The following is a 14,550-nucleotide window of genomic DNA, read 5'->3' on the forward strand; positions in this document are numbered from 1 at the left end:
CTGTCAGACTCGACGTACTACGGTAGAGAGCACAAGTGAGACCCGGAAACTAAAGAATGAATGAGGGCGCCTGATGACCGCATCAAAGCAATTTCAAGTTCCTCCAGAGATTCACGTGGAAAGCGTTCGCGCTTTTGTGAGCGAGTGGGCAGAGATCACCAATCCTGAAAAGATCGAGCTCGTCTCAGCAGCGGATGACGCCAGGCTGCTCGAAGAGGCCATCGCCGCCGGCGAAATGCTCCGCGCAGGCAAAGGTCGCTACTACTCACGGTCACACCCGAAAGACACCGCCCGCACCGAAGAGCGCACCTTTGTCGCCACGGCTGACGAGGCGGATCGCGGGCGCTACAACAACTGGCGCCACTCAAGCGAGGTCAAACCGCTGCTGACGAGCCGCATGCGCGGCGCTTCGGCGGGTAAAACCATGTACGTGGTGCCGTACCTGATGGCCCCTCCCGGCACCCCGCTTGCGAACTTCGCGCTCGGAGTTGAGCTCACCGACGACCGCAACGTGGTGCTGCAGATGATCCGCATGGCCCGCGTCGGAATTGAGCACTTCGACGGTGTCAGCGACCAGGACTTCTTCGTGCGCGGTGTGCACCTCACCGGTGACCTTACCGCGCTGCAGCAGGGCACCGACGCCGACGAGCGGATGTTTGTGACCGTCGCAGACGAGCGCACCATTTTGCACTTCGGCTCCGCGTACGGCGGCAACGCGCTGCTTGGTAAAATCGCCCACGGTCTGCGCCAGGCGTCCTACGACGGTTACGCCTCAGGGAAGTTCCTCGCGGAGCAGTTCCTGCTGCTTGGGATCCACGACCGTGAAACCGGCGTCACCACGCACGTGTGCGGCGGCTTCCCGAGCGCGTCAGGGAAAACCAACCTCGCGATGACGCTGCCGCCAAACGGACTCGGCGACCGCTACCGCGTTGATTTTTACGGCGACGACATCGCCTGGATGTGGGTTGACGACGAAGGGAAACTCCGTGCCATCAACCCCGAAAACGGTGCCTTCGGTGTCGCAAAAGACACCAACGAGGGTTCCAACCCCACCGCGATGGCGGCAATCGCTGAGGGATCGGGCACGATCTTCACCAACACCGCCTACAACGAAGTCACCGGCGAGGTGTGGTGGGAGGGTCTCACCCCCGAACCCCCGGCCGACCCGGCAGGGTGGCTCGACTGGACCGGCGCGAAAATCACCGACCGCACCGCCGAGCAGCAAAACGAACCGTGGGCGCACCCGAACAGCCGCTTCACTATTCCGCTGGAGCGCATCCCGAACCTCGCCGAAGACGTCTCCAAACCCGAGGGCGTGGTCGTTGACGCGATTATCTTCGGTGGCCGCACCCGCGATCGTGAACCGCTGATCCGCGCAATCGACAACCTTGTTGATGGCGTCTACGACGGGCTGACACTCGGCGCCGAGGCGACTTTCGCAGCGGACGGGCTTGACGGGCAGCTGCGTTACGACCCGATGTCGATGCGTCCGTTCTTCTCGTACTCCGAGGGTCGCTACGCCGAACACTGGCTTAAAGTGCTCGGGCAGCTGAAAGAGATGCCGATGTTTGCCCACGTCAACTGGTTCCAGCGCGAACCCGAAACCGGTCGTTACCTGTGGCCGGGCTTCCGCGAGAACCTGCGCGCGCTGAACTGGCTCACACAGTACCGCGACGGCAAAGTCAAGGGACGCAAAACCCCGATCGGCGTGCTCCCGCTTGTTGAAGAGCTCGACTTTACCGGTCTCGAAATCGACGCGGCGGATCTCGACAAACTGCTGCGGGTTGACGTTGAACGCTGGCTACAGGAAACCGATCACCGCGCTGAGCACCTGCGCGAGCTGCCCGATATGCCGCGCGAAATCTGGGACGCACACGAGGCGCTTGTCGAGGCGTTGCGGGCCGAGGCGGCAACTGACGCAGGGGGCGCAGACAGCTAGCGCCTGCGCCACCGCGCGGCCGCGGCGACACAAAACTGCCACACAACAAACGAGGGGGAAACCGAAACGTGTTCGGTTTCCCCCTCGCCTTTGGGTTACGCGCCCGCGAAAACTAATCGCGGCTGGTTTTTTCGATCAGCTCAGCGAAGCGGTCAATGTATTTCTGCAGGAACTCAACGGTTGACTCGCGGGTGATCTTATCCCCGTCACCGAAAAGCTCAGGCGACTGCGACAGGAACACCTCGGGCTGGCCAAGCGTTGGCATGTCGAAGTAGGAAAGCGCAAGGCGCAGGTTCTTCTGCGACGAGTACCCGCCCATGCGTCCAACAGAGTGGCTCACAATTCCCGCCGGGAGTCCCTTCCACGCAACGTCGGCGTTGGGTTTCGACCCAATATCCACCGCGTTTTTCAGGCACGCCGGGATGGTGCGGTTGTTCTCCGGGGTCACAAACAGCACCCCGTCAGAGGCCTTAATCGTCTCGCGGAACTCCGTGTACTCCGCCGGCACCGGCTTGTCGGTGACCTCTGGGTCGTCGTAGTCGAAATCGTACAGCGGCAGGTCGCGGATCTCCACGATCTTCGCCTCGTACCCCTCAGGGAACATCGGAATCAGGTTGTGCGCAATCTTACGGGCAAAGGAGCCACGACGCAGGCTCCCAACAATCACACTCACGCGCTTCGTCATACATTTCACTCTCTTTTCTCTATTTCAACTGTGGATCATGCACCGCGATCCGCGCCCTCATACGCCACAGACTCGCGCGGCGCGAGCTGCCGGTCGCTGCCCCAAGCCGAGCAGAACCGGCACTCGCTCACGAGGTCAAGCCTATGTTAACAATTCCGCCATTGCGAACCTCATGAGTAACCGAAGCTCCGAGCACCAAGCGCGGCCTGGTGCTCCCGGAACTTGCGGGGATCCAAGCCACTGGCTTTCAACTGTTCCACACAATCGCGCGAGCCGACGTCGCTGTCATCTTCGGGCCGCAAGTGTTCATCGCCGCGATCAGCGCGTTCACCGTCATGACGCTCTACGTGCTGATCGCATGCCTAGCCCTCAAACGCAGGTCAGCTGAACTTACCGTGGGCGCGCTTTCAGCCGGCATGGTCAACTCGGCTAACCTCGGCATCCCCATCGCGATCTTCGTGCTCGGCGACGCCACCTACTCCGTGCCGGTCCTGCTGTTCCAGCTCGCGATCCTCCAGCCGCTCTCCCTCATCTGCCTCGATGTTCAGACCCAACGTGTCGGCTCCGGCGTGGTCGGCGCGCTCAAAGGCATCGCAACCAACCCGCTGATCCTCGCCTCACTCGCCGGCGTCATCGTAGCCACCACCGGAGCCACCATCCCAGAAACCGTCATGAACCCCATCGAAATCCTCGGTGGCGCCGCGGTCCCGGCGATGCTCATGGCGTTCGGAATCTCGCTCGTGGGTTCCAAGCCGCTCCAGCACGGCAGCGGCCGCCGCACCGATGTGTTGCTCGCACTCACGTTCAAGCTCATCGTGCACCCGCTCATCGCGTGGTTGCTGGCCGCCGTCGTGTTCCAGCTCGATTCCGCCGGCATCTTCATGGCCGTGATCCTCGGCGTACTTCCCACCGCGCAGAACGTGTTTGTGACCGCAACCCACTACAACCAAGACATGGTCACCGCGAAAGACACCGTGTTGCTCTCAACCCTGCTCGGGGTGCCGCTCATGTTCATCTGCGCGATGATATTCGGGTGAAAGCTGCCCGCCCCACGCAAGCAGCGTACGATGCGGTAGCTGCCAAGCAGCGCCTGTAACGGTTGTCTACCGGCCCGTGAAGCGGACGCGGATGCGGCGCACACGGCGCCGCAACTCGCCCTGCGGCGCGTGCCTATTCCAGTACCACAAGCCCCACAGGCCAGCCACGAGCGAAATCAGACCCGCGATGCAGAGTGACATCCGCGCGCCCAGAACTTCGGCAAGCCACCCCATCAAAGGTGAACCGAGCGGCGTTCCGCCCATAACCAAAACCATGTACAACGCCATCACGCGGCCGCGATACCTCGGGTCCACCGTCATCTGTAGCGTCACGTTGCACGAATTCAAGAACGTCACCGCTGCCCAGCCGGTCGGGATCAGCATGATCGCATACAGCCACAGCCACGGGACCGCACACGCGGCGATCACCGTGATACCGAAACCGATCGTTCCACCCACCACGAACTTTAGCCGCGAACCCTGCCGCCTGGCCGCCATCAACGCACCCGCCAACGTGCCGCACGCCTGGATTGTGCCGAGCAGACCGAACACCTCGGCATCCGCATCGAACACCGTTGTAGCCATGACCGCGTTGAACACCGGGAAATTCAACCCGAACGTACCCACCACGAACGCAAGCACCATGATCATGATGAGCGTAGGCCTACGCGCAACATACTTGATGCCCTCAACAACCTGGCCACGCTTACGCGGAACCCGCGGCTGACTGTTAGCCGGAATGTTCCGGGAAATCACGAACAGCGAAACCAGTACGCCCGCGAAACTCGCTGCGTTGATCAAGAAAACCCAGCCCGTACCGACCGCGGCAATCAACAGGCCAGAAACACCCGGTCCGATCAGCCGCGCCGAATTGAAGCTCGTCGAATTCAAGGACACCGCGTTCGGTACCAACTTGGACGGCACCAAATCATTCACCAAAGCCTGGCGTGCTGGCGCATCGAACGCCGCCCCGATACCTAACAAGGTCGCCAAGATGTACACATGCCACAGCTCAACCGTGCCCGTGAGCACCAAAACACCCAAGATCACCGCGAGCACACCCATGAACGCCTGCGCGATCTGCACGATCCGTAACCGCGGGTACCGGTCAGCGATCACGCCCGCATAGGCAGACAAAAACAGGATCGGCAGAAACTGAAGCCCCATCACGAGGCCCACCGCGGTCCCTGAATTATCGGTCAGCTCAGTCAGAACCAGCCAGTCCTGCGCGATGCGCTGCATCCACGTCCCGATGTTCGAAACCAAGCCGCCGAAAAACCACCACCGGTAATTCTTGATCTGCAGCGAGGCGAACATGCGGGACATGAATAGGCGGCCTCCTCAACGGCGCAGAAACCGGTGGGGTAATACAAAACGGGACCCCGGCGTAGATTGAACTGTAGATTCAACCCTACGCCTAGGGTCCGGCCTTGTTAAGAGTTGCCGCGCTGACGTGGCGCCGCTGGCACGGCGGCATGCCAGCCAAGCTGACGCTATGCCGACGTTAGTTTAGGCCGCGGCCGCACTAGTTCAGGCCGCGCAGGTCGAGTTCGAGGTGGTCCTCCCCCGCCTCATCCAGCTGCACTGGGATACCCCAGTCCTGCTGGTATAGATGGCAGGCGGCGTGGTCCGGGATCTCCTGGCCTTCCTCACCATCGCAGGCTGCAGCACGCGCGGTGATATGCAGAACGCCGTGCACAATCTCCGGGTTGAGGACGAGCTCACGCGTGAGCCCTTGGCTCGTGCCAGCGCCTTCTAGGATGAGTTCTTCAGGGGACGCAGAAACCTGTAGCTGGGTTGGGTCACCCCAACGGTAGTCGAGCTTCTGGCCCGCAGGAGCGGTGAAGCGTGCGGTCAGCTTGTGGGTGCCGGGCTTCACCAGGGTCTTTGGGCGCTGGGTCTGGGATGCGCCACGGTCAACCGTGGTCGCTTCCTTCGGCAGCGGGACCCGCACGAGCTGATGCCGGTTCGTTTCGACCACCAACAGGACCGGATCTCCACCAACGCTGTGGTCCACGAGCACTTCCGCCGGTTCCTGTAGGCCCTCGGCGAGCGTTCCGACCGTATGGGTCGCGGGGTCATAGCGGCGCACCGCACCGTTATAGGTATCAGCGATCGCAACCGAGCCATCCGGCAGAACCGAAACACCCAACGGGTGCTGCAGACGCGCCTCATCGGCCGGACCGTCGCGGAAGCCGAAATCGAACAGCCCCAGGCCTGTCGCGGTCTCAACCTTGGCGACCGTGCCGTCCTCACCCAGGCGCAGCATACGCACCGCGGAGGTCTCCGAATCGGCAATCCACACGTCCCCGTTCGCATCCACATCCACACCGGAAGGCTGCGCGAACATCGCGACATCCGCAGTACCGTCATCCAAGCCTTCGATGCCGGAGCCAGCCTCCAGCGTGACCTCGGCCTTGACGGGGTCGAAACCGAAGATCTGGTGGGTTCCCGCCATAGCGACGATGAACCGGCCAGCCTTCTCTGCCCACGCAAGGTCCCACGGGGATGAGAGCGAAAGCTCGGTAGCGTTCTCCCCCAGCTCACGCGACCAACCGGCGTCCTGCAGGCGGGCGCGTTCGGCATCGAGCAGGCGCTGCACACCGTTACCGGCAACAGTCGTGACCTCGCCCGTGGCCGTGTTAACGCCACGCAGGCGGTGGTTCACGGTGTCAGCAACCAGGACGTCGTAGCCCACCTTCTCCGCGATGTGGCCGGGAACGACCGCGGCACCCTGCGGCTCGTTGAAGCGCGCGGTGTCCGCGGAGCCGTCCGCGAAGCCGCGCTCCCCAGTGCCGATCTGACCGACCTTGGTCACGAGGTCCGTGTCCATGATCGTGAGCCGGTGGTGGCCCGAATCCACGACGAGGAACTGGCCGTTCGGCAGGTCGATCGCCGAACCTGGGAAGCGGAGGTCCCCTTCGCGTGCCGGCGGGGCGACGTACGGGCCGTCACCGCGGTGCAAGGTGCCCTTCCCATCGTGCTCTTCGATGAGCTCTTCAACCAAAGATTCAAGACCGGCCGCGTGCCCCTCACCTGAGAGATGCGCAACGATGTAGCCTTCCGGGTCCAGGACCACGAGCGTGGGCCAGGCACGTGCCGTATAGGCCTGCCACGTCAGCAGCTCGGGGTCATCCAGGACCGGGTGTTCGATCTCGTAGCGTTCAACCGCGGCCTCGAGCGCTTCCTTCTTGGCCTCGTGCTCAAACTTGGGGCTGTGCACACCGATCGTGACCAGCACGTCGTTGTATCTCTCCTCGAGTGGGCGCAGCTCGTCGAGCACGTGCAGGCAGTTGATGCAGCAGAACGTCCAGAAATCCAGGATCACGATCTTGCCGCGAAGGCTCGCAAGGTCAAGGTCCTTACCGCCGGTGTTCATCCAGCCGCGGCCACGAAGCTCACTCGCGCGCAAACGGACGCCGGTACGAAGTGCATCAGACTCAGCAGACACCTTAACTCCTGGTTTCAGACGGGGCTTGACATGGGGTTTTCACTCGCCACGCCGAGGGCGGGGCGGATTGTGTCCATTCTAGAAGTTCGCCTCATGCCAACGCTTTTGGCGCGTAACATCACGCTTTATGCCCGCGGCGTATCGTCGCGGCCCTCCGCTTCGTCCTTGCCCTCCGGTGCTTCGGCCTCGTCCTCCGGTAAGCCTTCTGCCGGCAGGCCCGCACGGATGCGGGCTGCGCGGCGGGCTTCTTCGAGGCCGTCGGCCTGGGCGCCCTGCAGCTGCTGCAGCATCTGGTTGTAGTCGCGCAGTTCGCGGTTTCCGGTACGTTCGGCAACGCGTTCGTCGCGGCGGGCTATCCGTTCATCGGAGCGGGACCATGCAACGGCCACGCCCACGGCGAGCATGAGCGTCGGTACTTCGCCGATGCCCCACATGACACCGGCGCCTATTCGTTGATCTTCGATCGCGCTCGGGCCCCAATCGCGGCCCTGGTTGCCGAACCAGTCCGGCTGGATCAAAACGTCGGTGCCCATGATGCTGGTCGCGTAGAACGCGTGGAAGATCATGGTGATCAGCAGGATCACGAGCCGCACAAAGTATGGGGCGCGGTTCGGCAGCGGGTCCAGCCCGATCATGTTGACGGCCAAGACGTAGCCGGTCAGCAGGAAGTGGAAGTTCATGAACTCGTGGCCTAAGTGGTATTTCATGGAGAACCACATGAGGTCAGTCGAGTAGAAGATCACGATCGAGGCCGTGAAGTTCACGGCCGCGACAATCGGGTGCGTGACGCCTTTAGCCCACTTGGAGTGCAGGAACACCAGGGTCCATTCGCGGGGGCCGCGGGTGCCGTCACGCCGGGCGGGGATCGCTTTGAGGGCCAGCGCGATCGGGGACCCGACCACCAGGAAGAACGGCGCGACCATGGTGAGCGCCATGTGGGCGACCATGTGCATCGAGAACAGGTTCTGCCCGTACACCGCGATGGGCCCGGATGTGATGTAGAACAGGAAGATCAGGCCCACATAGAAGCTGAGGGTGCGCCACCAGTCCCAGTGCCCGCCTTTAGCGTGGACGCGATAGGCCCAGCGGCCGTAGGCGATCGCGAGGAAGATGATGATCGCTACCCACAGCCAGTCGAAGCGCCACACGCTCGCCCACGATGAGATGGTGAGCTCGGGTGGTAGCTCGTAGCCGGAGAGGCGGCGGGCCGGGGACATGACTTCCGGCGGCGCGGTGGATACCGGCGGTTGGGTGCGGGCGAGCACCACGGCGATCGCCGATACGGCGGACATGATCGCTACTTCAACACCGATGATGCGCCACGCGGCTTTGCGTGCGGTGAGGTCGCCGTTTTTCAGTCGCGGAATGATGTTGGAGCGGTGGATGATCCCGAGGAAGCCCAGGATCACCGAGAGGAAGGCTTTGAAGATGAGGAACAGACCGTATTGGGTTCCGAAGAGCTGCTGAAGGGTGTGGACGCGGATCGCTCCTGCCGCTACGCCGGAGAGCACAACCAGGAAGAACGATGCGCCAGCTAGGTGCGAGAATCGTTGCAGGACTTCCGCCGCGGCGGGGTTGGTGTCAGGGCCGGTGATGTTCTTTTGCGCTCCGCCAAGCAACCCGGAGACGACGGCGAGGGCTACGAGCCCGCCACCCCACGCGACGACGCCGAGTAGGTGCAGGCCCATCGAGTTCACCGCACCCCAGTGGTCGTCACCGCCGGCGGCGTGGCCGAGCAGCGCCAGCGGCACGAGGGCAACACCTGCGAAGCCTGCGGCCCAGCCGAGCGCGTTGGCGCTGCGGGCGGCGATCATGGTGGTGCTCGTGATGATCGCGAGGGAAACGACCACGGCCCAGCTTCGGCCGAAGTCGAAGTTCAGCATGTAGTCGAAGATGCCGTCAGTGAAAGATTTGTCTGCGGTGACGGGGAGCGCGGCGGCATCCGAATAGCTGAGAACGAGCGTGGACATCGCAGCGAACGCCCACACGATCGCTGCGACGGATCCGACGGTAACGAGCCGGTTGAACGCTTTGGTGAATTCCCCACCGTCAGTGGAACCTGCGGCCCGAGTGGTGCGCTGTGGCCGGGTGGTACGCGGGATGATCGCGCACACGAAGATGAGCGTGCCGAGCGTGATCGAGAAGCTGATGTCGTGAACCCAGCGCGCGATCGGCAGGCCGTAGCGGGTCACCACGCCCGGGTCACCGAGTAGAACGGAGAGCGCTGTACCGGAGTACGAGAGCGCGAGGAAGAGGGTTATGAGCCCGATGGGCGCGGAAATCCAGGTGAGCGCGTATGCGACTCGAGGGTTGTCTGCCGCGAGCCTCGCGTTTTTCGCGGAAGGGTCCTCGCTTCCGCGGGCGGGCTCGGCGGAGGCACGCTTGGACGTTGCAACCTGCGAGTGCGACATGGGCGCCTTTCCTGAGGGCATTTCTTCAGAGGAGGTTCACGTGAGCGGAGCTCATCAGATCCAGTTTAGGCGGTGCCGCTGTGGGAAGCGGTGCCCCGCTTGTGTTTAAAAAGTAAACCCACTCCAACCTGCGTGGTTGGGGCGGGTTTACTGCTCAGCTTGCGCTGTAAGACTTACTTATTGGAAACAGCAGCCTTCAGCTTGGAGCCAGCGGAGAGCTTAACGGAGTGACCAGCAGGGATCTGGATGGTCTCGCCGGTCTGTGGGTTGCGACCCTGGCGTGCGGCACGGTTGGTGCGCTCGAAGGACATCCAGCCTGGGATGGAGACCTTGTTGCCCTGGGAGATCTGCTCGGTCACGGTCTGGAAGAGGGCATCCAGTACGTCGTTAACCGTGGTCTGGGTCTGGCCGGTGTTGTTCGCGATAGCGCTCACAAGCTCACTGCGGTTCATTACTTGTCCTCCTGGACTCGGATACTCCCCAACCAGTGAGGGCTGAGGATTGCCCCAGGTTTCGGGGCCTGGATATGAAACTAACAGGTTTTCCCAGAATTTCGCGTGTTTCGGGGCGGATTTTCCGCGTTGAGTGAGAATTTACCCAGATTTTTGGCTGATTAGAGCTTCTTAGAGCGGTTTCTGGCGGCGAAAACACGAACGGAGCGGCCTAAACCTGCTTAAACGCGGACGTCCCGGCGCCTCGCTGATGTTCTTTTCAGCTGGGGCCGGGACGTCCGTGACAGCGTGCGATGCTTGTGTGTGCCGCTGTTGACGCTATGTGTTCCTCACAGTGGTGAGGAAGCGTGAGCGATTACCAGGACGACTTGGTGATGCCTGGCAGCTCGCCCTTGTGAGCCATTTCGCGGAAACGCACACGCGAGATACCGAACTTCTGGAAGGTACCGCGTGGGCGGCCGTCGATGGAGTCACGGTTGCGAACGCGAACTGGAGAGGCGTCACGTGGGAGCTTCTGCAGACCGACGCGTGCTGCCTCGCGGGCTTCGTCGGTTGCGTTCGGGTCGATCAGGGTCTTCTTGAGCTCGGCGCGGCGCTCGGCGTAGCGAGCCACGATCACCTTGCGCTGCTCGTTCTTGGCGATCTTCGACTTCTTAGCCATGCTTACCGCTCCTCACGGAAATCGACGTGCTTGCGAACCACTGGATCGTACTTCTTGAGCACGATGCGGTCCGGGTTGTTGCGGCGGTTCTTGCGGGTCACGTAGGTGTAACCGGTGCCTGCCGTGGACTTGAGCTTGATGATTGGGCGAACATCCTGTGCTTTTGCCATCAGAACTTCTCTCCCTTCGCCTTAAGCTCAGCGACTACGGCTTCGATGCCGCGCGCGTCGATCGTCTTGATGCCCTTGGTGGACAGATTCAGGGTGATCGTCCGGCCGAGGGATGGTACGTAGTACCGCTTCTTCTGAATGTTCAGGTCCCACCGACGCTTGGTGCGGCGGTGCGAGTGCGAGATGCTGTGTCCGAATCCGGGCACTGCACCGGTCACCTGGCAACGCTGTGCCATGTTCACTCCTCCAGTGTTGGTCAGTTGTGCTGCGGTCCCTTGCCGCCTGGCTGTGGTGTTGGCTCGCCTGGAGTCAGGTGAGCGCAGCCGATGACGATGCGAGGTCCCGCTACCCAGTTGGGGACACCGTGCTTACAACGCTGGAGGGCCTAAAGCAGCTGGGTGAGATCCAGCCAGTGGTTGACCATCAGACAGGTTTCAAACAACGGTGGTCCGGGTGAAGCGTGGGCATTTGCTTACCCACTGTTCACCTTCTCTTCCGTGTCACGGGCTGTTGGGCACGCAAAGATTAACGCGTGGCAACAGAACGCCTATCTATCTTAGGCAATCCCCCATCTTTGGGGCAAATCATGGTAAGCGAGTTTGGCCACACTCGCACCGGGGCCTCCACCCAGCCGGCCGGCGCCCGGCGCGCGCCATATGGCAAATTGTGTGCCGCATCGTTTTCTTGGCTAGTCTTGTACTGAATCGACAGGGGAGCGCTAACCGAGCGCTGAGAGTGCCGATGTGGCAGACCCTCGAACCTGATCCGGTTAGTACCGGTGTAGGGAGTTCGAATCTTCTCTCGTGGGCACACGTGGGCCACCCCCTTTCATGAACTGGAAGGTTGTTGTGGCAGATATGCGTAGAAACCCTCTTATGGCGGCTACCGCGGTGCTCTCCGTTGCGGGCTTGGCGTTGAGCGGTTGTTCGATCGCGGCTCAGCAGGAGGATGCGGAGTCGAAAGAGAAGACGGTCACGATCATCACGCATGATTCTTTTGAGTTGACCAAGGAACAGGTCAAGAAGTTCGAGACCGAGACCGGCTATAAGCTCAAGACGACCTCCCCAGGTGACGCGTCTTCTGTGGTCAATCAGCTGATCCTGGCTGAAGGTAAGGCGTCCGCGGACGGTTTCTATGGCGTGGATAACCTCCAGGCCGGCGCGCTGACGGAGAAGGGCGTGGTCGAGGACTATGTTCCGGAGAAACTGCCGGAGGCTGCGAAGAAGCTGACTAACAGTGACGCGTTGACTCCGATCGATCAAGGCCAGGTGTGCATTAACGCTGACGCGGGCTGGTTCAAGAAGAACAAGGTTGATTTGCCGAAGAGCATCAACGACCTCACCAAACCTGAATACGCCAAGCTGCTGGTAGCCCAAGACCCGGCGCAGTCCTCCCCTGGCTTCGCGTTCATGGTCGCCACGATGCACAAGACTAAGGACTGGAAGAAGGCGTGGGAGGACATGCTGGCTGGCGGCACCAAGGTCGTCTCTTCATGGTCTAACGCGTACAACACGGACTTCTCCGGTTCTGAAGGCAAAGGTAAGTACCCTCTGGTGGTCTCCTACTCCTCCTCCCCCGCTTTTGAGGGCGGTAAGACCGTGAACATCGATGACACCTGCATCGACCAGGTCGAATACGCCGGAGTGCTGAAGAACGCTAAGAACCCTGATGGTGCCAAGGCCTTCGTGGACTTCATGCTCAGCGAGGATATGCAGAACGCTATCCCTGAGCAGATGTACATGTACCCGGTGAACCCCGATGTGAAACTTCCGAAAGACTGGGCCGCTCACGCGCCGCTGTCGAAGACGTCGGTCACCCCGGACCCGAGCGAGATCGCCCAGAAACGCGAGGAGTGGATCAAGCAGTTCCGCGAGCTCAGCAAGAACGCTAAATAGGTGCGTTCCTGAGACGAACACTGGGTAGAAGAACGCCGGGTAGAAGAAGCAGGTCGGGTACCTGATGCATAAGCAGAGCCGCTCTCACAGCGAGCTGAGGCGCCGGCGCCGCATCGTGACCATTGTGTGGTCTGTTGCGGCGCTGGCGTTGCCTGCCGTGTTCTTGGCTTTCTTCTTCGTGTGGCCGGTCGCGGCGATGATCGGCCGCGGCGTGACCCCGCCCGAAGGCAGTGAAGGTACGTGGTGGGGGCCGCTCGTTGCCGTGTTGTTCGATGGGTGGACCTGGAGGCTCATCGCGCAAACACTCGGGCTCGCGTTGGGTGGCACACTCGGCTCGATCGTTCTGGGGCTTTTCGGCGCCCACATTCTCTCGACCCGTTCTTTCCGTGGGCGCGGGGTCATCCGCGCGGTCGCGACCATCCCGTTCGTTTTGCCGACCGTGGTGGTGGGTGTCGCGTTCCGTGCCTTGCTCGCCGAGAACGGCCCGTTAGGTTTCTTGGGCCTGGATCAGACCACGGCCGCAGTCATCCTCGCGATGATCTTCTTCAACTTCTCGGTTGTTGTCCGTCAGGTCGGGGCTGTGTGGGCGGACCTTGACCCGCGCCAAGCCGAGGCCGCAAGGACCCTCGGGGCGAGCCGCTTACGGGCCTTCCTAACGGTGACCCTCCCGGCGCTCAAACCCTCGATCTGGTCCGCGGCTTCGCTCATTTTCTTGTACTGCTCTACCGCGTACGGGTTGATGATGACGCTCGGTAAACCAGGTTTCGGAACCTTGGAAACCGAGATCTATATCCAGACCGAGACGTTCCTGGACCTCCCCCAGGCGGCAGCGCTCTCGATCCTACAGCTGGCGATTGTGCTCGCTTCGCTCGCGGTATCGCAACGCGCGCGCTCTAAATCTGAGACGGCTCTGCGACTATCGCAACCCCGCTTACGGCCGCTGACCCGAGCTGACTGGTTCTCCGCAATAATCGCTTTCGGCACCGTCACTGCACTCATTGTGGCCCCACTGCTGGCGTTGCTGTTGCGTTCGTTCTCGACCCCGCACGGCTGGAGCCTCAACAACTACCGGCTTCTAGCTACCAGCTCGGGCACCGGCTTCGGCGGCGGCTCGACCCCGTTAGAGACGCTCCGCAATTCGCTTTTGACCGCATCGGACGCCATGTGGATCACCCTCATCGCGGGCCTCCCGTTGGCGTGGTGGCTCTCCCGCCACGCACGCACCGCCGCGTTCGGGCGGGCGCAGAAGATTGTGGATGCGGCCGTGATGTTGCCGGTCGGGGTCTCAGGGGTCACGATCGGTTTCGGTTTCATCGTGTCCTTACAGATCGCGTTCCCGGAGCTTGCGCGTTCAGGCTCGCTCGTGCCGTTCGCCCAAGCCGTGGTCGCGCTGCCCGTGGTGGTGCGCATGATCATCCCGATCCTGCGCTCGGTCGACCCGAAACTCAGGGAGGCCGCCGCGACCCTGGGCGCGAGCCCACTGCGGGTCGCGCTGACCGTGGATGGCCCGATGGTCGCCCGCGGTATCGGATTCGCCGCGGGGCTGTCCTTTGCGATCGCGCTCGGTGAGTTCGGCGCCACGAGCTTCCTGGCGTCTGCGGACTTCCAGACCCTGCCGGTCACGATCGTGCGGCTTATGAACCGACCCGGCGCCGATAACTACGGAATGGGTATGGCGGCCTCCGTGATCCTCGCGCTGGTTGCGGCAACCGCGATGGCGGTGTGCGAATGGCTCGCCGAACGCTCCACACGCTCCGCGAAACTCGCCTCAACATCCGCCCGTCTCGGCGCTGTTTCCGACAGTTCCGCTCCACGCAGCGCAGATACCGCTCCAGCTCAGGAGGACTAA

The 14,550-nt window shown here is 62.1% G+C and carries 12 protein-coding genes and 1 riboswitch; of the genes, 4 read left to right on the forward strand and 8 right to left on the reverse strand.

All coding sequences use genetic code 11. From position 1 onward, the window contains the following. The first annotated feature begins 73 nt into the window (after positions 1–73). Positions 74–1,939 (forward strand): phosphoenolpyruvate carboxykinase (GTP), encoded by a 1,866-nt coding sequence (locus J2S67_RS07855; protein ID WP_070491708.1) that lies wholly within the window; start codon positions 74–76, stop codon positions 1,937–1,939. A 112-nt stretch (positions 1,940–2,051) separates the two neighbouring features. On the opposite strand, the gene J2S67_RS07860 is transcribed toward J2S67_RS07855, so the two are convergent. Continuing rightward, positions 2,052–2,624 carry an NADPH-dependent FMN reductase gene (locus J2S67_RS07860; protein WP_019174205.1) on the reverse strand — a complete coding sequence of 191 codons (573 nt, stop codon included), beginning with the start codon at positions 2,622–2,624 and terminating at the stop codon, positions 2,052–2,054. Between the two features lie 209 nt (positions 2,625–2,833). Here J2S67_RS07860 and J2S67_RS07865 point away from each other — a divergent pair, with 209 nt between their 5' ends. Next, positions 2,834–3,661, forward strand: a complete 828-nt coding sequence (locus tag J2S67_RS07865; protein WP_310247891.1) for an AEC family transporter — start codon at positions 2,834–2,836, stop codon at positions 3,659–3,661. Positions 3,662–3,727: 66 nt separating this feature from the next. On the opposite strand, the gene J2S67_RS07870 is transcribed toward J2S67_RS07865, so the two are convergent. From J2S67_RS07870 to rpmB, 7 genes are all read right to left on the reverse strand, one after another. Next, entirely contained in the window at positions 3,728–4,987 is a 1,260-nt protein-coding gene (locus tag J2S67_RS07870) for an MFS transporter (RefSeq protein WP_239445972.1), read from the reverse strand. 199 nt (positions 4,988–5,186) lie between these two features. After that, complete coding sequence (locus J2S67_RS07875) at positions 5,187–7,112, reverse strand: NHL domain-containing thioredoxin family protein (RefSeq protein WP_310247896.1); 1,926 nt, start codon at positions 7,110–7,112, stop codon at positions 5,187–5,189. A 125-nt stretch (positions 7,113–7,237) separates the two neighbouring features. After that, positions 7,238–9,523, reverse strand: coding sequence for a cytochrome c oxidase assembly protein (locus J2S67_RS07880; protein ID WP_052048472.1), 2,286 nt, complete (start codon positions 9,521–9,523; stop codon positions 7,238–7,240). A 173-nt stretch (positions 9,524–9,696) separates the two neighbouring features. Continuing rightward, positions 9,697–9,975, reverse strand: coding sequence for an HU family DNA-binding protein (locus tag J2S67_RS07885; RefSeq protein ID WP_035756287.1), 279 nt, complete (start codon positions 9,973–9,975; stop codon positions 9,697–9,699). A gap of 355 nt (positions 9,976–10,330) precedes the next feature. Next, entirely contained in the window at positions 10,331–10,636 is a 306-nt protein-coding gene (gene rpsN, locus J2S67_RS07890) for a 30S ribosomal protein S14 (protein WP_035756285.1), read from the reverse strand. A gap of 2 nt (positions 10,637–10,638) precedes the next feature. Further along, the gene (gene rpmG, locus J2S67_RS07895; RefSeq protein ID WP_035756283.1) at positions 10,639–10,806 is read right to left on the reverse strand and encodes a 50S ribosomal protein L33; all 168 of its coding nucleotides are present in this window, start codon (positions 10,804–10,806) and stop codon (positions 10,639–10,641) included. Continuing rightward, a complete protein-coding gene (gene rpmB, locus J2S67_RS07900; protein ID WP_035756281.1) occupies positions 10,806–11,042 on the reverse strand; it encodes a 50S ribosomal protein L28 in 237 nt (78 codons plus the stop codon). The genes rpmG and rpmB overlap by 1 nt, the downstream gene beginning before the upstream one ends. Before the next feature lie 463 nt (positions 11,043–11,505). Beyond that, positions 11,506–11,611: riboswitch (TPP riboswitch) on the forward strand. A 52-nt stretch (positions 11,612–11,663) separates the two neighbouring features. On the opposite strand from rpmB, the gene J2S67_RS07905 reads away from it, so the two are divergent. Then, positions 11,664–12,701 (forward strand): thiamine ABC transporter substrate-binding protein, encoded by a 1,038-nt coding sequence (locus J2S67_RS07905; RefSeq protein WP_035756329.1) that lies wholly within the window; start codon positions 11,664–11,666, stop codon positions 12,699–12,701. A 64-nt stretch (positions 12,702–12,765) separates the two neighbouring features. Then, entirely contained in the window at positions 12,766–14,550 is a 1,785-nt protein-coding gene (locus J2S67_RS07910; protein ID WP_084590426.1) for an ABC transporter permease, read from the forward strand.

It is taken from the genome of Pseudoglutamicibacter albus, assembly GCF_031458175.1.
GTDB lineage: Bacteria > Actinomycetota > Actinomycetes > Actinomycetales > Micrococcaceae > Pseudoglutamicibacter > Pseudoglutamicibacter albus.